Annotated in this window: 16 protein-coding genes; 12 read left to right on the forward strand and 4 right to left on the reverse strand. The window is 66.0% G+C overall.

The genetic code is table 11. From position 1 onward, the window contains the following. Positions 1 to 64: 64 nt before the first annotated feature. The 5 genes from V6X30_RS01210 (at position 65) to phoU (ending at position 5,236) form a co-directional block, all read left to right on the forward strand. Positions 65 to 1,081 carry a substrate-binding domain-containing protein gene (locus V6X30_RS01210; RefSeq protein WP_367982813.1) on the forward strand — a complete coding sequence of 339 codons (1,017 nt, stop codon included), beginning with the start codon at positions 65 to 67 and terminating at the stop codon, positions 1,079 to 1,081. Positions 1,082 to 1,201: 120 nt separating this feature from the next. Continuing rightward, the gene (gene pstC / locus V6X30_RS01215) at positions 1,202 to 2,437 is read left to right on the forward strand and encodes a phosphate ABC transporter permease subunit PstC (protein ID WP_367982814.1); all 1,236 of its coding nucleotides are present in this window, start codon (positions 1,202 to 1,204) and stop codon (positions 2,435 to 2,437) included. Positions 2,438 to 2,452: 15 nt separating this feature from the next. Next, a complete protein-coding gene (gene pstA, locus V6X30_RS01220; RefSeq protein WP_367982815.1) occupies positions 2,453 to 3,622 on the forward strand; it encodes a phosphate ABC transporter permease PstA in 1,170 nt (389 codons plus the stop codon). A 17-nt stretch (positions 3,623 to 3,639) separates the two neighbouring features. Next, positions 3,640 to 4,491, forward strand: coding sequence for a phosphate ABC transporter ATP-binding protein PstB (gene pstB, locus V6X30_RS01225; RefSeq protein ID WP_408022349.1), 852 nt, complete (start codon positions 3,640 to 3,642; stop codon positions 4,489 to 4,491). Between the two features lie 22 nt (positions 4,492 to 4,513). Beyond that, positions 4,514 to 5,236 (forward strand): phosphate signaling complex protein PhoU, encoded by a 723-nt coding sequence (gene phoU, locus V6X30_RS01230; protein ID WP_367978490.1) that lies wholly within the window; start codon positions 4,514 to 4,516, stop codon positions 5,234 to 5,236. Here the strand turns inward: phoU and argF are convergent. After that, positions 5,230 to 6,135, reverse strand: coding sequence for an ornithine carbamoyltransferase (gene argF / locus V6X30_RS01235; protein WP_367982816.1), 906 nt, complete (start codon positions 6,133 to 6,135; stop codon positions 5,230 to 5,232). The genes phoU and argF overlap by 7 nt on opposite strands. A 19-nt stretch (positions 6,136 to 6,154) precedes the next feature. Further along, positions 6,155 to 7,351, reverse strand: coding sequence for an acetylornithine transaminase (locus V6X30_RS01240; protein ID WP_367982817.1), 1,197 nt, complete (start codon positions 7,349 to 7,351; stop codon positions 6,155 to 6,157). Positions 7,352 to 7,420: 69 nt separating this feature from the next. Between V6X30_RS01240 and V6X30_RS01245 the strand changes: the two genes are divergently transcribed. From V6X30_RS01245 to typA, 5 genes are all read left to right on the forward strand, one after another. Next, a complete protein-coding gene (locus V6X30_RS01245; protein WP_367982818.1) occupies positions 7,421 to 8,287 on the forward strand; it encodes a PHP domain-containing protein in 867 nt (288 codons plus the stop codon). Further along, positions 8,284 to 9,291, forward strand: coding sequence for a serine/threonine protein kinase (locus V6X30_RS01250; RefSeq protein WP_367982819.1), 1,008 nt, complete (start codon positions 8,284 to 8,286; stop codon positions 9,289 to 9,291). Before V6X30_RS01245 ends, V6X30_RS01250 begins: the two co-directional genes overlap by 4 nt. A 40-nt stretch (positions 9,292 to 9,331) precedes the next feature. Then, positions 9,332 to 10,012: a potassium channel family protein gene (locus tag V6X30_RS01255; RefSeq protein WP_367982820.1), complete on the forward strand. Its 681-nt coding sequence runs from the start codon at positions 9,332 to 9,334 to the stop codon at positions 10,010 to 10,012. 3 nt (positions 10,013 to 10,015) lie between these two features. Further along, complete coding sequence (locus tag V6X30_RS01260) at positions 10,016 to 11,482, forward strand: TrkH family potassium uptake protein (protein ID WP_367982821.1); 1,467 nt, start codon at positions 10,016 to 10,018, stop codon at positions 11,480 to 11,482. 92 nt (positions 11,483 to 11,574) lie between these two features. Then, positions 11,575 to 13,416: a translational GTPase TypA gene (gene typA, locus V6X30_RS01265; RefSeq protein WP_367982822.1), complete on the forward strand. Its 1,842-nt coding sequence runs from the start codon at positions 11,575 to 11,577 to the stop codon at positions 13,414 to 13,416. 11 nt (positions 13,417 to 13,427) lie between these two features. Here the strand turns inward: typA and ispA are convergent, their stop codons facing one another. After that, the gene (gene ispA, locus V6X30_RS01270; RefSeq protein ID WP_367982823.1) at positions 13,428 to 14,318 is read right to left on the reverse strand and encodes a (2E,6E)-farnesyl diphosphate synthase; all 891 of its coding nucleotides are present in this window, start codon (positions 14,316 to 14,318) and stop codon (positions 13,428 to 13,430) included. Further along, entirely contained in the window at positions 14,302 to 14,553 is a 252-nt protein-coding gene (locus V6X30_RS01275) for an exodeoxyribonuclease VII small subunit (RefSeq protein ID WP_367982824.1), read from the reverse strand. The genes ispA and V6X30_RS01275 overlap by 17 nt, the downstream gene beginning before the upstream one ends. Positions 14,554 to 14,677: 124 nt before the next feature. Between V6X30_RS01275 and parE the strand changes: the two genes are divergently transcribed. Next, positions 14,678 to 16,570 (forward strand): DNA topoisomerase IV subunit B, encoded by a 1,893-nt coding sequence (gene parE / locus V6X30_RS01280; protein WP_367982825.1) that lies wholly within the window; start codon positions 14,678 to 14,680, stop codon positions 16,568 to 16,570. A 25-nt stretch (positions 16,571 to 16,595) separates the two neighbouring features. Then, positions 16,596 to 18,845: a DNA topoisomerase IV subunit A gene (gene parC / locus V6X30_RS01285; protein ID WP_367982826.1), complete on the forward strand. Its 2,250-nt coding sequence runs from the start codon at positions 16,596 to 16,598 to the stop codon at positions 18,843 to 18,845. Positions 18,846 to 18,847: the final 2 nt, after the last annotated feature.

Genomic DNA, 18,847 nt, shown 5'->3' on the forward strand with positions numbered 1-18,847 from the left:
TGTCACAATTGTTGCCTAGTCTGCGACGAGCGTTAACCCGAAGCACTAACGAGGAGTAACCCTCATGCAGACTTGGAAGACCACTGCCCTTGCCGTTGCCGCGGCTGTCGGCATGACATCCGTTGCCGTCGCCCAGGAGCGCGAGCAGATCCGCATCGTCGGCTCCAGCACGGTCTATCCGTTCGCCAGCTATGTGGTCGAGGAGTTCGGTGCCACCACCAACTTCACGACGCCGGTCATCGAATCCACCGGTTCGGGCGGCGGCATGCGCCTGTTCTGCGATGGTGTCGGTGTTGGCACCCCGGACATCACCAACGCCTCGCGCCGCATGAAGCCCAGCGAGTTCGACCGCTGCATGGAGAACGGCGTCACCGAGATCACCGAGGCGCTGATCGGCTCCGATGGCATCGTGCTGGCCCAGAGTGCCGACAATGAGCCGCTGGCCCTGACCCGCGAGCAGATCCTGATGGCCGTCGCCGCCCAGGTGCCGCAGGACGGCGAGATGGTCGACAACCCGTACACCAACTGGAATCAGATCGACGCCAGCCTGCCGGATCGCGAGATCGAGATCCTCGGCCCGCCGACCACCTCAGGTACGCGTGATGCCTTCGAAGAGCTGGTCATGGAAGAGACCGCTGAAGGGGCCGGCTTCCCCGAGGAGTACACCGACATCCGCACCGATGGTGTCTATGTCGACTCCGGTGAGAACGACAACCTGATCGTCCAGCGGATCCGCGAGAACAAGGACGCGATTGGCGTGTTTGGCTACAGCTTCCTCGTCGAGAACAGCGACACGCTGGATGCCGCGACGGTCGACGGCGTAGAGCCCACCACCGAGACCATCTCGGAGGAAGAGTACCCGGTCGCCCGCAGCCTCTGGTTCTACATCAAGGACGCCCACGAGGGTGTGATCCCGGGTATCGAGGAGTATGTCAGCCTGTTCATGGATCCGATCATGATCGGCCCGGACGGCCTGCTCATCGAAGAGGGCCTGATCCCGCTGCCGGCAGCACAGTCCGCCGAGTGGCGTGAGCGGGTCGAGGATCGCGTTGACCTGACGCGCAGTGACCTCGAGGGATAAGGCGTTGCAACGCTCTCCGGATCAGGTGAGCATTTAACGCCTGGTGATCGCCGTCTCCTCCGGGGGCGGCGATCTTTGGTTCTACCGCTGGCTGCATGAGGCAGGACATTGGGTATCGGATTGACAACACTGTTGCTCCTGGCAGCGCTGGCACCGCTGGGTTACCTCGCGTTCCGGCTGGGCCGGGGCAAGGCGCTCCAGACCATGGCGGCCGGCATCAGCATGCATTCGCGCCCGCAGCAGTATGGCTGGTATTCCGTCGTATGGATGGGCCTGCCGGCCCTGGGCGTCGCCATCGCGGCGGCGTTGCTGAGTGTTTTCGGCGTGATCGCGCCCTCCAGGGAGCTCGTGCTGATCGTCTCTCTGGTGGTGGCCCTCCTTGGGCTGGCGCACGGCCTGCGCGCCATTCGCCCTGACGTCCGCGCCCGCAATATTCTGGACAACACGATCCGCTGGCTGCTGCTGAGCGCCGCGCTGATCTCGATCATCACCACCGTATCGATTGTGCTCTCCATCCTGTTCGAAGCCATGCGCTTCTTCCGGGAGGTGAGCGTCTGGGAGTTCATCACGGGAACGGTCTGGGCGCCCGGTGACACCTTCCTCGAGGCCGCCGGGCGCGGCGACGAGGTCGGTGAAGGCACTTCGTTCTTCGGCTCCGTGCCGCTGTTCGCCGGCACCTTCATGGTCACCGCCATTGCCATGGCGACGGCGCTGCCCATCGGCCTGCTCTCGGCCATCTTCATGTCGGAGTACGCGACCCGCGCCCAGCGGGGCATCGCCAAGCCGGTCCTGGAGATCCTCGCGGGTATCCCGACCGTGGTCTACGGATTCTTCGCGGCGATCACCGTCACGCCCATCATCGTCGATATTGCGGCCTTCTTCGGGCTCGACGCCTCCTACAGCAATATCCTCTCGCCCGGCATCGTGATGGGCATCATGATCATCCCGTTCATCTCGTCGCTGTCCGACGATGTGATCAACAGCATTCCGCAGAGTCTTCGCGAGGGTGCCTACGCGCTGGGCACTACACATTCGGAAACGATCAAGAAGGTCATCCTGCCGGCGGCGCTGCCGGGGGTGATCTCGGCGTTCCTGCTCGGCGTGTCGCGGGCGCTGGGCGAGACCATGATCGTGGTCATGGCGGCGGGTGTGCGCCCCAACCTGACCTGGAACCCGCTCGAGGACATGACCACCGTCACCGTGAATATCGTTTACTCGCTCACGGGAGACCTGGCCTTCGACAGCCCGCAGACCCTGTCGGCATTCGCGCTGGGCCTGGTGCTCTTCATCGTTACGCTCATGCTGAATCTGGTGTCCACCTATCTGGTGCGCCGATTCAAGCAGAACTATGACTAGACGGGACGCATTACGATGCAGCGACGACTGACCGGATCGGCCAACGATCCCCTCATCCGGGCCCGCTACCGCCGCGAGTCCCGCTTCAAGGCCTATTCCATTGCGGCGCTGTTCGTGGCGTTTGGCATCATCGTGGCCTTCTTCACCGACATCATCAGCCAGGGCTACTCGGCATTCTGGCAGTCCGAGATCAGGGTTACGCTGGACTACAACGAGCGCGCCGAGCGCATCGGCCGCTTCGCCATCCCCGAAGACCTGCGCGAGATCGTCTCGCGTGGCGCGGTCCGCAGTATTCCGCTGCAGATCCGCAACAATCCGGAACTCGCCGGGACCACGCGTACTGAATGGGTACCGGTCTACAGCCGCGTCGATCAGTACCTCAAGGGCAAGGAAGACTTACCACCGGCGCTGGCGAGTCAGGTCAACGAGTTGAAGGCCGCTGGCGTCATCCGAACGACGTTCAACTGGGCGTTCTTTACCTCCGGTGACTCCAAGCTGCCGGAACTCGCGGGTATCTTCTCCGCCGCCGTGGGCTCGCTACTGGTTCTCGCGGTGACGCTGGCATTCGCTTTCCCCATTGGTGTGATGTCGGCGATCTATCTCGAGGAGTTCGCCCCGGATAACAAGCTGACGCAGGCCATCGAGGTCAATATCAACAACCTTGCGGCGGTCCCCTCGATCATCTTCGGCCTGCTGGGTCTCGCGGTGTTCATCAACACCTTTGGCGTGCCCCGCTCATCGGCGCTGGTGGGTGGCCTGACGCTGGGGTTGATGACCCTGCCGATCATCATCATCAGCACCCGCGCCGCGCTGCGGGCCGTGCCGGATCCAATCCGGCTCGGTGCCTTCGCGATGGGCTGCTCCCGATGGCAGGTGGTTCGCGATCATGTCCTGCCGTTGTCGCTGCCGGGTATCCTGACCGGCACCATCATTGGTCTGGCCCAGGCCATGGGCGAGACGGCGCCGCTGATCATCGTGGGCATGATCGCCTACATCCCCGAGGCGCCGACCAGTATTTTCGAATCGGCCACGGTGCTGCCGGCGCAGATATTCACCTGGGCCAGTGAGCCGCGCAAGGCCTTCGTCGAGAAAACGGGCGCGGGCATCATCGTGCTGCTGGCCATCCTGCTCACACTCAACGCGACGGCCGTGTTTCTGCGGCGCAAGTTCGAACGTCGCTGGTAGCGACTGGCGAGGGATTCATGGAAACTGAAGTGAAGAACACGACATCGGCAGGGACTGCGACCATGGCGCAGAACGTGGAGACACCACCGAGTGAGCGGCCGACGGCCACGCCGGAGGTCAAGATGAGTGCCAGCGACCTCAACCTCTGGTACGGGGAGAGCCAGGCGCTACACGGCATCAACCTCGACATGTATGCCCGCGAGGTGACGGCGCTGATCGGGCCCTCGGGCTGCGGCAAGTCGACGTTCCTGCGCTGCCTCAACCGTATGAACGACCTCATCCCGCAGGTTCGCATCAAGGGCAACGTGTCGTTGGAAGGCGAGGATATCTACGACCCCAGTGTCGACGTGGTGCAGCTGCGCACCTTCGTGGGCATGGTCTTTCAGAAACCCAATCCCTTCCCCAAGAGCATTTACGAGAACATCGCCTATGCCCCGCGGCTGCACGGCACCGGCACGTCCCGCTCCGAGCTGGATGATCTGGTGGAGTCCTCGCTCAAGCGGGCCGGCCTTTGGAACGAGGTGGCCGACCGGCTGGACACCCCGGGGACGGAACTCTCGGGTGGTCAGCAGCAGCGCCTGTGCATCGCCCGGGCCATCGCGGTGAATCCGGAAGTGATTCTGATGGACGAACCGGCCTCGGCACTGGATCCTCTGGCAACGGCGACGGTTGAGGAGCTCATCCACGAGCTCAAGGATAATTACACCATCGTCATCGTGACCCATAACCTGCAGCAGGCCGCACGTGTGGCCGGCTATACCGCGTTCTTCCACATGGGCGAGATCGTGGAGGTCAACGACACCGACACGCTGTTCACGAACCCCAAGGAACAGCGTACCGAGGACTACATCACCGGCCGGTTCGGCTGAGCCGGCGGGAGCGGCATACGCCATGGACAAAAAGAGTTTCACGCAGCATATATCGCGTCAGTACAACGAGGACCTGGAGCACATCATCACCCGGGTCATGACCATGGGCGGTCTGGTCGAGCAGCAGCTCGAGGCCGCGTTGGACGCCCTGGTGGACGGCGATCAGGCCAAGGGCGAACAGGTGGTCACCTCCGACTATCGCATCAACGCCATGGAGGTGGAGCTCGACGAGGCCTGCACCAACGTCCTGGCCCGACGCCAACCCACCGCCAGCGATCTGCGACTGATCGTCGCCGTGATCAAGACCATCACCGATCTTGAGCGCATCGGCGATGAGGCCGAGCGGGTCGGGCGCATGGCGCTGCATCTGCTCGAGGAGGATCGCCGCCGCAGTCCGATGGCGGAAATCGCCGCGCTCGGCGAGCAGGTCAAGGGCATGGTGCGCGGTGCGCTGGACGTGTTTGCCCGCATGGACGCCGAGCAGGCGGTGCGGGTTGCTCAGGAGGACATCAAGGCCGACGCCCAGTACGACTCCATCATCCGCCACCTGGTGAAGGACCTCGAGAACCATCCCAAGTCGGTCCCACCGGTGCTGGATATCGTCTGGGCGACCCGTTCACTGGAGCGGATCGGTGACCGCTCGCGCAACATCTGCGAGTACGTCGTGTACTTCGTGCGCGGCAAGGATGTCCGTCACACCAGCTTCGAGCAGATGGCCGAGGAGGCCACCGGCGACCGTCACTGACGGTTTTCGGTGACCAGCCACTCCAGTAGGGCCTTCTGCGCATGGAGGCGGTTTTCCGCCTCCTCCCAGACCACGCTCTGCGGTCCGTCGAGTACGCCGGCACTGACCTCCTCGCCGCGATGGGCCGGGAGGCAATGCATGAACAGCGCTTCCCCGGCGGCGGCCTCCATCAGGGCCTCATTCACCTGGTAAGGGCGGAAGGCCGCCAGACGGGCCTGCTCCTCGTCCTCCATCCCCATGCTGGCCCAGACATCGGTGACCACCAGATCGGCCCCCTCGACGGCGGCCATGGGGCTGGTTTCGTGACGGCTGTTGGCATAATCCGCCAGATCCTCGGGGACGTAGTCCGCGGGGCAGCCGATGGCGAGCTGGAAGTCGAGCATGTCCGCCGCCTGCATCCACGAGCGGCACATGTTGTTGCCATCGCCCATCCAGGCCACCTTGCGTCCGCGGATCTCACCGCGATGGGCCTGCCAGGTCTGCAGATCAGCGAGGAGCTGGCAGGGATGATGGTCGTCGGTGAGCCCGTTGATCACCGGGACGCTGCTGGCACTGGCGAAGCGCTCGACGTTGTCGTGGTCGAAGGTGCGGATCATCACCGCGTCGACCATGCCGGACAGGACGCGGGCCGTGTCCTCGATGGGCTCGCCGCGGCCAAGCTGGGTGTCCCGCGGCGATAGAAAGATCGCGCTGCCGCCGAGCTGGGCCATGCCGGCCTCGAAAGACACCCGCGTCCGGGTGGACGATTTCTCGAAGATCATGCCCAGCACCCGCCCGCGCAGGGGCTCATGCAGCTCTCCGGCACGATGCAGGGCCCGCAGTTCCGCGGCCCGCCGGAGCAGCGTCTCCAGTTCTTCGGCAGTGATGTCTGCCAGGGTGAGGAAATGGCGCAGTGACATCGGAACCTCCCTGTCGGGTTCAGGCACGATCGGCGGTCGATCCGGCAAGCTGCCGGGCCGCATTCGCGATCAGTGGGGTAAGGGTGTTGACCAGCCGGTCGGCCTCGTCATCCGTGAGGATCAGCGGCGGTAGGAGTCGCACCACGCTGCCGGCCGTGACATTGATGAGGATGCCGGCATCCAGTGCCTCCCGGACCAGATGAGCGCAGGGCCCGGTGAGCTCGATGCCGATCATCAGGCCACGACCGCGGATGTCGTGGATCCCGGGGTGATCCGCCAGCGCCTCGCGAAATCCTTCCAGTATCCGCCGGCCAAGTGCCTCGGCCCGCGCCGCCAGATGATCGGCCTCAATGACGTCGAGCACCGCCAGTGCGGCACGGCTCGCCAGCGGATTTCCACCGAAAGTGGTGCCGTGACTGCCCGGTCCGAGGACGCCGGCGGCCGGTCCGCCGGCAATGCAGGCACCAATGGGCACCCCGTTGGCGAGCGCCTTGGCCAGCGTGACCACATCGGGCTTGATGCCCGCATGCTGGTGAGCGAACCAGCGCCCGGTGCGGGCCACCCCCGACTGCACCTCGTCGAGCATGAGCAGCCAGCCATGCTGGTCGCACACCTGCCGCAGCGCCGCGAGATAACCGGCATCCGGGATGACGATGCCGCCCTCGCCCTGGATCGGCTCGACGAACACGGCGACGGTTCTCTCGCTGGCCGCCGCCGCAACGGCGTGCGGGTCGTTGTAGGGCACGCGGACAAATCCTTCGGGCAGCGGACCGAAGCCGGTCTGTGCCTTGCGATTGCCGGTGGCCGTGAGTGCCCCCAGTGTGCGGCCGTGAAAAGCATTCTCGGCGACGATGATTTCCGGGGCCTCGATACCCTGCGCGTGGCCGTACAGCCTCGCCAGCTTGATCGCGGCTTCGTTGGCCTCCGCGCCGCTGTTGGCGAAAAAGACCTGCTCGAGTCCGGCTAGGGTGCAGAGCCGCTCGCCGAGCTCGCTCTGATGCGGCACTTCGTAGAGGTTGGAGGTGTGGATCAGCGTATGCGCCTGGCCGGCCACCGCCTCGGCGACCGCCGGATGCGCATGGCCAAGCCCACAGACCGCGATCCCCGACAGGGCATCAAGGTATTGGCGCCCGTCGGTGTCTTCCAGCCATGCACCGCATCCCCGCCTGAAGGCGACAGGCAGGCGGGCGTAGGTGGGCATCAGGGCCGCTGACATGGCAATGACCTCCGAAAAACAAACGGCAGCCTGCGGCTGCCGAGCCGTTCATTATAGGATGGGGGGGTTATGGCCACAAGCGACCCACCGATGCCCACAAGCGCCATCGATCTGCATATGCACAGCACCGCCTCCGACGGGCGTCTGGCGCCCGCCGCGGTGGTGGAGCGGGCCGCGGCCCGGGGGGTTGAGCTGATGGCGCTCACCGATCATGACACCCTCGAGGGCATCGCCGAGGCCCAGGCGGCCGCTCGGCGGCAGTGCATTCGCTGCCTTGCCGGGATCGAGTTGTCGGCCCGCTGGGCCCGGGGTGTCGTGCATATTGTTGGACTCGACATCGATCCATCCCATCCGGCCCTGGCCGCCGGCGTGGCGGCCCAGCAGGCGGAGCGGCGCCGCCGTGCCGCGCGGATCGGCGAGCGACTGGAACGCGCTGGCATGGACGGTATCGCCGCCAGGGCGACAGAACTGGTGGGCGAGGGGGTGCCCGGCCGGGCGCATTTTGCCCGCGCGCTGGTTGCCGACGGCGTGGTCCGCGACATGCAGAGTGCCTTTGATCGCTACCTGCAGCGTGGCCGGCCCGGCTATGCGGCGGTCCAGTGGGCGGCCATCGAGCAGGTGGTGGACTGGATCCATGCCGCCGGCGGGGTCGCCGTGTTCGCCCACCCGCTGCGCTATCGACTCTCGCGTGGCGCGCTGCGGGCGGCCATCCAGGCCTTCGTGGCGGCGGGAGGCACCGCCATTGAGGTCTCCAATGGCGGCGGCGGGCGTGATGATCTCATCGCCGCCGCGGCGCTGGCGCGGCGGTTCGGTCTGAATGCCTCCATGGGCTCGGACTTTCATGACCCGGATTTCCGCTGGATCGAGATCGGCCGCCTGGCCCCGATTCCCGGCGATCTCACGCCGGTGTGGACGTCAATGGAGGCAATGGTATGAATGAGATCGCTGCCGGCGACGACACCCCCGGCGAACACCCCTTCGCGACCCTGCAGCCGGCCCTGCTGCTCGACATGCTGGAATCGGCGGATGTTCGGGCCGATGGCCGCCTTCTCGCCCTCAATAGCTATGAGAACCGCGTCTATCAACTCGGCGTTGAGGACGACGTGCCGCTTATCCTCAAGGCCTACCGGCCCGGCCGCTGGAGCGACGCCGGTATCCTCGAGGAGCATGCCTTCGCCGACGAACTCGCGAGCCTCGATATCCCGGTGGTGCCGCCGCTCGCGCGCAATGGCCGGACGCTGCACCATGCCGGTGGTTTTCGGTTCGCGCTCTATCCCCGTCGCGGCGGCCACGCCCCTGAGCTGGACAAGGCCGATACCCGTGAGTGGCTGGGGCGGCTTCTCGGCCGGATGCATGCCGTGGGCGAGACGGCGACGTTCCGGCACCGGCCGACCATCGATGCGGCGATCATGGGCCGGGGCAACCGCGATTGGCTGCTTGATTCGGGGTGGATTCCGCCGGCCGTGGAAGCGGGCTACCGACTGGTGACCGACGAGCTGCTGGCCGCCGTCGAAGCGGCTTTCCGCGAGGCCAGCGGCGGCGCCTTCATCCGACTGCACGGCGATCTGCATCCGGGCAATATCCTCTGGACCGACCAGGGCCCGCACCTCGTGGACCTGGATGACTGCCGCACCGGGCCAGCGGTGCAGGATATCTGGATGCTGCTCAGTGGCGGGCGAGAGGAGCGCACGGTGCAGCTCGCCGATCTGATGGCCGGCTACGAGCAGTTCCGCGACTTCGACCCGCGGGAGCTTCATCTGGTGGAGGCACTGCGGACCCTGCGCCTCATCAGCTACGCGGCCTGGCTGGCAAGCCGCTGGGATGATCCGGCCTTTCCCGCCACCTTCACCTGGTTCGGGACCGAGCGCTACTGGGAAGACCATGTGCTGACCCTGCGTGAGCAGGTGGCCGCGATGCAGGAGCCACCGCTACCGGTATGATGGCATCCGCCGGCCATTCCCACGGAGGGACTTGAAAACAATGATGATGGTGATAATCGGCGCCGGGCCCGTCGGCGTCAATCTGATCGAACAGGCCCTCTCAGGGACGAACAACGAGCTCATCGTGGTCGAGAGCGACCCGAAACTGGCCGATGCCTGTGCCGAAAACCACGATGTCCGCGTCCTGTCCATGGACGTCGGCGACGATGCCTTCGTCAAGGAAAGCGAACTGGCCCGGGCAGAGGCGCTCATCGCGACCACGGACGACGACTCCACCAACCTGATGGCGGTGCTCCTGGCCAAGGAGGCGGGTGTCGAGACACTCACCAGCACGGTGAGTCGCAGCTCCCATACCGGCATGTTCCGGCGCCTGGGGGTGCATGTGCTCGGCGATCCGGAGCGTCTGGTCGCGCAGCATCTGCTCGATATCACCCTGTTGCCGGAGATCAACGATGTCACCACCCTGCGCGGTGGCCAGCAGATCATCGAGCTCCGGCTTGATGATCACTCGCCGTTGATCGGACTGAGCGCCGCGGAGATTCGCGAGCGCCGTCTCCTGAACGAGGACCTGGAGCTCCTTGCGCGGGTGCGCGATGACCACACCCGGCCGCTTGCCGACGATGATCGGCTGGAGCACGGGGATGCGATCATTCTGTTTGCGGCCGAGCGGCTGCGTGGCCGTCGTCGGCGGATCTTCCGGGAAAAACGGCAGGGCGGGTAGATCGTGCGCGAGATACTGCGCGGCGTCGGTTTCCTCCTGCATGCGCCCGGCGCCATGGCCCTGGCGTCGCTGCCCATCGCCTGGTGGGGGGGCGAGCGTTGGGGCATGGTGGGCCTGCTGGTGACCGCGGCGGTCTCGCTGATCCCGGCCCAGGTGCTCATCTGGACGACGCGTGGCCCGACCGAGTTCTATCGCTACCAGTCGATGTTGATCGCGGCGATCAGCTGGCTGCTGATTACGATGATCGGTGCCATCCCGTTTTTCGTCAGCGCCCATCTCTCGCCCCCGTCGATGGAGGCCGCGACGGCCTTCTTCCGCTATCCGGCCCATGCCTTTTTCGAGTCGGTGTCGGGTTTTACCTCCACCGGGCTGACCGTGGTGGCCGCCGCCTCTGAGCTGCCGCACCATATCCAGTGGTGGCGCAGCTTTATTCAGTGGATTGGCGGCATCGGCGTGATCCTGCTGCTGCTCGCGGTCATTCCGGCGGAGCGCGGTGCCATCAACCTCTACTTCTCCGAGGCTCGTGACGAGAAGATCCTGCCCACCGTCAAATCCACCGTTCAGGCGATCTGGGCGATCTATGTCGGCTACACGCTGGTGGGCATCGCGCTGCTATGGGTTGCCGGAGAACCGCTCTGGCGGGCGATCAACCATGCCATGGCGGCGATCTCCACGGGCGGGTTCACCATCACCGATGACGGCATCGCCAATGCCCCGGCACAGGTCAAACTGGCGTACGTCCCGATCATGCTGGTCGGTGCCATCAGCTTTCTGGTGCACTATCGTATGGTGGTCCAGCGCGTCCGCTTCAGGGCGCTCTGGCAGCTGCTGGAAGTCCGTGTCTTCGTCTATGTCCTGGTGTTCGGCAGCCTGATCCTCTGGGTGCATCGCGCGCTGGTGGGCGGCGAGAGCGATCCGGTCAGCTCGCTGGTGCTCTGGGTCTCGGCAATGACGGCGAGTGGTGTGGCGTCCGTCGATCTGACAACGGTGGATAACGGCTCGCTGCTGCTGTTGCTGGTCGGGCTGGCCATGGGAGGTATGGCCGGTTCGGCCGCCGGGGGGATCAAACACTTGCGGGTCGGTCTGCTGTTCAAGGATGTCATTGGCCAGCTGCGCCGTCTGCGGGCCACCCCGCATGAGGTGGTGGTGCTGCGCTACAACGGCAACCGCATCACGCCGGAGGAGATGGCGGCACTCGGCCACACGGCGCTGCGCCTGGTGAGCGTGTTCATCCTGCTATGGCTGGCCGGTGTGTTCCTCATGCTCTACTGGATGCCCGAGGACATGCCGCTCTCCTACATCTTCTTCGATACGGCGTCGGCGATTTTCAACAATGGCCTGGGGGTGGGGATTGCCGGGCCGGACCTGGACAGCGGGTCGGCGCTGGTCATGAGCATGCTGATGCTGCTCGGGCGCCTCGAGGTCTTTCCGCTCCTCCTGCTGGCGGCGTTCTTCCTGGGGCGGCGATAGCCGCGGGTGGCATACCGCCCATTGACCCGCGCAACCTGTACAATGGTGCGTTTTGCACCATCCGCCCGGATGCGGGCCGCCAGGAACCTTCAATGACGACGACGCCGAACCCCACCGATGTGCGCAACCTGCGCAATATCGCCATCATCGCCCATGTCGACCATGGCAAGACCACGCTGGTCGACCAGCTCCTGCAGCAGTCCGGCACGCTGGAATCGCGTGGCGAGGCCCAGGAGCGGATCATGGATTCGAACGATCTCGAGCGCGAGCGCGGGATCACGATCCTCTCCAAGAACACCGCCATCGAGTGGCAGGATCTGCGGGTCAACATCGTCGACACGCCCGGTCATGCGGATTTCGGTGGCGAGGTCGAGCGCGTGCTGTCGATGGTCGACTCGGTCCTGCTGCTCGTGGACGCGGTGGACGGGCCCATGCCGCAGACCCGCTTCGTCACCCAGAAGGCGCTGGCCCGGGGCCTCAAGCCCATCGTGGTGGTCAACAAGGTGGATCGCGACGGGGCCCGGCCCGACTGGGTGGTGGACAAGACCTTTGATCTGTTCGACAACCTCGGTGCCAGTGACGAGCAGCTCGATTTTCCGGTGATCTATGCCTCGGCGCTGAACGGCTACGCCGGCACCGACTCCGATGTGCGCAGCGGCGACATGACGCCGCTCTTCGAGCTCATCCGCGACAGCGTGCCGTCGCCCGAGGTGGACGCCGAGGGGCCATTCCGGATGCAGGTCATCTCCCTTGACTACAACAGCTACGTCGGCGTCATCGGCATCGGCCGGATCGAGCGCGGCGTGATCAAGAGCGGCCAGAACCTGGCCTGTATCGACCGCGACGGCAATCGCCGTTCGGTGCGACTCCTCCAGGTCCTCGGCTTCATGGGCCTTGAGCGGGTGGAGGTGCCGGAGGCCAGCGCCGGCGACATCATCGCCTTTACCGGCATCGACGGGATCAACATCTCCGATACGCTCTGCGATCCCAATGCGGTGGAGGCACTGCCGGCACTGACGGTGGACGAGCCGACGGTTTCCATGACCTTCCAGGTCAACACCTCGCCATTTGTCGGCCGCGAGGGCAAGTACGTCACCTCCCGGCAGCTGCGCGACCGGCTCATGCGCGAGCTCGTGCACAACGTGGCGCTGCGGGTCGAGGATACCGAGGATCCCGAGAAATTCCGTGTCTCGGGCCGTGGTGAGCTCCACCTCGGCATCCTCATCGAGAACATGCGGCGGGAGGGCTACGAGCTGGGTGTCTCGCGCCCCGAGGTCATCACCCGCGAGGTGGATGGCTGGCTAGAGGAGCCGTTCGAGCAGCTCACTGTGGATGTCGAGGAGGACTACCAGGGGGCGGTCATGCAGCGCCTCGGCGAGCGCGGTGGCGAGCTCACCGACATGCTCCCGGATGGCCGCGGACGGGTGCGGCTCGACTACATCATTCCGGCACGCGGACTGATCGGTTTCCGGACCGAGTTTCTCACGGCCACCTCGGGCACCGGCCTGATGTATCACGTGTTCGATCACTACGGCCCGGTCAAGCCGGCGGACTATGGTCAGCGGGTCAATGGCGTGCTGATCGCCATGGCCAAGGGCAAGGCGCTTGCCTATGCGCTGTTCAACCTGCAGGACCGCGGCAAGCTTTTCATCGGCCCGGGCGAGGAGGTCTACGAGGGCATGGTCGTGGGGCTGCACAGCCGCGACAACGACCTGGTGGTCAACCCGATGAAGGCCAAGCAGCTCACCAACGTGCGGGCGGCCGGCTCGGACGAGAACATCATCCTGACACCGCCGCAGCGCCTCACACTGGAGCAGGCGCTGGAGTTCATCGATGATGATGAGCTCGTGGAGGTGACGCCGGGGGCGATCCGCATCCGCAAGAAATATCTGCTCGAGCACGAGCGCAAGCGCGCCGCCAAGGCTGGCGCCTGAGCGCGGCCGGCTCAGTGATCGCGCTGGATGATGTAATCGGCGAGTGAGCGGAGCGTGTCGCCGGCGGCGCCGAACGGCGACAGGGCATCCACGGCCTGGTCACGCAGTTCGGCGGCAAAGCGGCGCGATTCCTCGAGCCCGATCAGGCCGGGGTAGGTGGGTTTGTCGCGACGCGCATCCGCGCCACTGGCCTTGCCCGTGTGGCGGCTGTCGCCGGTGACGTCAAGGACATCGTCCTGGACCTGGAAGGCCAGTCCGATGCAGTGGCCATAGCGGTCGAGGGCGGCCTGGGCGTCGGCGCTGACCGCCTGCGGTGCGCAGAGCGCGCCGAGACGGAGACTGGCGAGAATCAGCGCGCCGGTCTTGTGAATGTGCATATCCTCGAGTTCGGCGATATCCAGCTGCCGTCCCACCGCCGCCAGGTCCATGGCCTGGCCGCCGGCCATCCCGCGCGAGCCGACCGCTCTGGCCAGCTCTTCGACCATGCGGATCCGTCGCCCGGCATCGACCAGGCCGGCCTCGGCGATCAGCCGGAAGGCCAGTGCCTGCAGGGCATCCCCCACCAGGATGGCGGTCGCTTCGTCGAAGGCGCGATGGCAGGTGGGCTGGCCCCGGCGCAGGTCATCATCGTCCATCGCCGGCAGATCGTCATGCACCAGCGAGTAGGCATGGATCATTTCCACGGCACAGGCCGGTGCGTCCAGGGCGGCGCCGGTTTCGCCGAAGAGCGCACCGGCCTGGTAGACCAGAAAGGGTCGCAGACGCTTGCCGGGGGTCAGGGCGGCGTAGCGCATGGCCTCATGAAGGCGGGACGGGGTCAGTGCCGGATCCGGCAATACCGCGTGGAGGGCGGCCTCGGCGCGTTGCTGGCCGTTATCCAGCGCCTCAGTCAGCGTCGCCATCACCCGCCTCGCCGAAAGGCTCGGGTTCGGCGTCGGCATCCCGGCCCATGAGGATCTCCACCCGCTGTTCCGCCTCGGCGAGCGCCTTCTGGCATTCGCGGGTGAGCCGGATTCCCTGCTCGAAGCACTCCAGCGACTGCTCCAGGGTGAGTTCGCCGCGTTCCATGCGCTCCACCAGGGTTTCCAACGTTTTCAGTGCCGTCTCGAAATCCGGCGTCTCGGTATCGTTGCTCATGGCCTTCAGTGTAGCGTGAGGCGGCGATGGACGCACTCGCCCGGCGGGTTGCCAGGCGTTACACTCCAGCGCTGATCCCCCGTTTGTACGCCACAGGAATCCACTGGAGGAAAATCCCCGGCCCATGAGCGAACGCTACGATTCCGCGGCCATTGAGGTCCTCACCGGCCTCGACCCGGTGCGCCGCCGTCCCGGGATGTACACCGACACCACCCGGCCCAACCACCTGGCTCAGGAGGTGGTCGATAACAGCGTTGATGAGGCCATCGCCGGTCACTGTCAGCGCATCGATGTGACCCTGCACCGCGACGGCTCTCTATCGGTGAGTGACGACGGGCGGGGGATGCCGGTGGATGTTCATCCGGAGGAGGGCGCTCCCGGCGTCGAGGTGATCCTCAGTCGGCTGCATGCCGGCGGCAAGTTCTCCCGCGAGAGCTATCAGTTCTCGGGCGGCCTGCACGGTGTGGGTGTCTCCGTGGTCAATGCCCTGTCAACGCGGCTCGAGGTCGCGATCCGGCGCGACGGCCGGGAATGGCATATGGCTTTCGCGGACGGCGAGAAGATCCGCGATCTGGAGGCCGTGGGTGAGGTCGGTCGGCGTAACACCGGCACCCGGCTGCATTTCTGGCCGGACGCGCGCTATTTCGACTCGGTGAAGTTCTCGCTGCCGCGTCTGCGGCATGTGCTGCGCGCAAAGGCCGTGCTCTGCCCCGGCTTGACGGTGCGCCTGCTCGAGGAGGGCAGTGGCGAGGAGACCGTCTGGCATTACGAGAAGGGCCTTGCCGACTATCTGGGCAGTGCGCTGGGCGATCATGAGCGCCTGCCGGAGGCCGCCTTTACCGGCGAGTTCACGGCCGAGCACGAAGCCGCCGAGTGGGCGGTGGCCTGGCTGCCGGAGGACGGCGACGCGCTGCAGGAAAGCTACGTCAACCTCATTCCCACGTTGCAGGGCGGAACCCATGTCAACGGCCTGCGGACCGGGCTGACGGAAGCGCTGAGGGAGTTCTGTGAATTCCGCAATCTGCTGCCCCGCGGCGTGCGTATCGCGCCGGAGGATGTCTGGGAGCGGGTGGTCTACGTCCTGTCGGTCAAGCTCGAGGAGCCGCAGTTCTCGGGCCAGACCAAGGAGCGGCTGTCCTCACGCGAGTGCGCGACGTTCGTCTCCGGTGTGGTCAAGGATGCCTTCAGCCTGTGGCTCAACGAGCACACCGGCGAGGCGGAGAAGCTGGTGGAACTGGTGCTTGCCAGTGCCCAGCGGCGCATGCGCGCGGCCCGCAAGGTCACGCGCAAGCGGGTGACCCAGGGGCCGGCCCTGCCGGGCAAGCTCGCCGACTGCAGCAGTCAGGATCCGGGCATCAGCGAGCTCTTCCTGGTGGAGGGAGACTCTGCCGGCGGTTCCGCCAAGCAGGCCCGTGATCGCGAGTTCCAGGCGGTGATGCCGCTGCGCGGCAAGATTCTCAATACCTGGGAGGTGGATCCCGCCGAGGTGATGGCCTCCCAGGAAGTCCATGACATCGCCGTGGCGCTCGGCATCGAGCCGGGGTCGGAGGATCTGAGCGGTCTGCGCTACGCCAAGGTCTGCGTGCTGGCGGACGCCGACCCGGATGGCGCGCACATCGCCACGCTGCTCTGCGCGCTCTTTCTGCGTCACTTCCCCGCCCTTGTCCGGGCCGGGCACGTGTTCATGGCCATGCCGCCGCTCTATCGCATCGATGTTGGCAAGGAGACCTGGTACGCCCTCGACGAGGAGGAGCGCCAGGGGATTCTCGACCGCATCAGCGCGGAGAAGCGCAGGGGCAAAGTGGCGACCACGCGTTTCAAGGGGCTCGGCGAGATGAACCCGCTGCAGCTGCGCGAGACCACCATGGCACCGGATACCCGCCGCCTGGTGCAGCTGACCGTCGATGCGCCGGAAGAGACCGAGACCCTGATGGCCATGCTGCTCGGCAAGCGCGCCGCGGCGCAGCGCCGCGCCTGGCTCGAGCGCAAGGGCGACCTCGCCGACGTACTGGTCTGAATTCCACAGGAGCGAGTCACAGGCAATGACCGAACATACCGGGGCCAATGATTTCGAGCGGCGGCCGCTGCACGAATTCACCGAAAAGGCCTATCTCGACTACTCCATGTACGTCATCCTCGACCGGGCCCTGCCCCACGTGGGCGACGGCCTCAAGCCGGTGCAGCGCCGCATCGTCTATGCGATGTCGGAGCTCGGTCTGTCGGCGGCGTCCAAGCACAAGAAATCGGCCCGTACCGTGGGTGATGTGCTGGGCAAGTACCATCCGCACGGCGATTCGGCGTGTTACGAGGCCATGGTCCTGATGGCCCAGCCGTTCTCCTACCGCTATCCGCTGGTGGATGGCCAGGGCAACTGGGGGTCGGCGGACGATCCCAAGTCCTTCGCGGCCATGCGCTACACCGAGGCGCGGCTGGCGCCGTATTCGCGGCTGCTGCTGCAGGAACTGGGGCAGGGGACCGTTGAGTGGCAGCCCAATTTCGACGGCAGCCTTGATGAGCCGGTCACGCTGCCGGCCCGGGTGCCCAATGTGCTGCTGAACGGTGGCACGGGGATCGCCGTTGGCATGGCCACTGATATTCCACCGCACAACCTGCGGGAAGTGGCCGCCGCCTGCATCCGCCTGCTCGACGAGCCGGAAGCCGACGTGGCGACGCTCTGCGAGCACATCAAGGGGCCGGACTTTCCCACCGAGGCGGAGGTCATCACCCCGGCCGCCGACATCCGCCGGCTCTATGAGACCGGGCATGGCGGGCTGCGCCTGCGCGCCCAGTGGGAGCGGGACGGCCGCGATGTCATCGTCACCGCCCTGCCGTTCCAGGTCTCGGGCAGCCGGGTACTCGAGCAGATCGCCGCGCAGATGCAGTCGAAGAAGCTGCCGATGGTCGAGGATCTGCGCGATGAATCCGATCATGAGAACCCCACTCGACTGGTGATCACCCTGCGCTCCAATCGGGTGGATGCCGAGGAGGTGATGCAGCATCTGTTCGCCACCACCGATCTCGAGAAGACCTACCGGGTCAACCTGAACGTCATTGGCCTCGATGGCCGGCCGCGGGTGCGCAACCTGCGCGAACTGCTCGGTGAATGGCTCGAATATCGCCGCGATACCGTTCGCCGCCGCCTGCAGTGGCGCCTGGACAAGGTCGAGGCGCGGTTGCATGTGCTTGAAGGTCTTCTGGTCGCCTACCTCAACATCGACGAGGTGATCGCCATCATCCGTGAGGCGGATGAGCCCAAGCCCGCGCTCATGGAGCGCTTCGGCCTGACCGATACCCAGGCCGAGGCGATTCTCGAACTGCGCCTGCGGCATCTGGCACGGCTCGAGGAAATGAAGATCCGTGGCGAGCAGGATGAACTCGCCGAGGAACGGGAGCACCTGCAGAAGACCCTGGGTTCGAAGGCGAGGATGACGCGGCTCATCCAGTCGGAGCTCCAGGCCGACGCCGAAGCATACGGCGATGACCGACGCTCGCCGCTGGTCGCCCGCAGCAGCGCCCGGGCACTCAGCGAGAGCGACCTCGTGCCCAGCGAGCCCGTCACCGTCGTGCTGTCGCAGAAGGGCTGGGCGCGTGCCGCCAAGGGCCATGAGGTGGATCCGACAAAACTCTCCTACCGTGCCGGTGACGCCTTTGCCGATGCCGCCACCGGGCGCAGCAACCAGCTTGCCGTTTTCCTGGACACCCAAGGACGCAGTTACAGCCTCCCGGCGCATACGCTGCCATCGGCCCGCGGGCAGGGCGAACCCCTCACCGGGCGGCTGCAGCCGCCGCAGGGCGCACACTTTGTCCATGTGCTCTGTGGCGAGCCCGAAGACGGCACGCTGCTGGCAGCCGACTCCGGCTATGGCTTCGTCACCCGCATGAAATACCTTCAGGGCCGTCAGAAGGCCGGCAAGGCGGTGCTCAACCTGGCCTCCGGCGGCCATATCCTGGCGCCGGTCATGCTGCAGAGCGATGCCGACCGGGTGGCCGCCGCGACCAGCGCCGGACGCCTGCTGGTCTTCCCGCTGGCGCAGCTTCCGGAGCTGGCCCGTGGCAAGGGCAACAAGCTCATCGACATTCCGGCGGCGCAGCGCCGGGATGGCAGTGAGCAGGTGGTCGGGCTATGCACGCTCGCCGCCGGGGAGCCACTGGTCGTGCGGGCCGGCAAACGGACGCTGACCCTCAAACCGGCCGATCTGGCCGGCTACGAGGGGGAACGCGGCCGCCGTGGACGACCGCTGCCGCGTGGATTCCAGCGCGTGGACGGCCTCGCGCCCCTCGTCAAGGAGTAGAA

The organism is Spiribacter sp. 1M189 (genome assembly GCF_040838345.1).
In the GTDB taxonomy this organism is placed as follows: Bacteria; Pseudomonadota; Gammaproteobacteria; order Nitrococcales; family Nitrococcaceae; genus Spiribacter; species Spiribacter insolitus.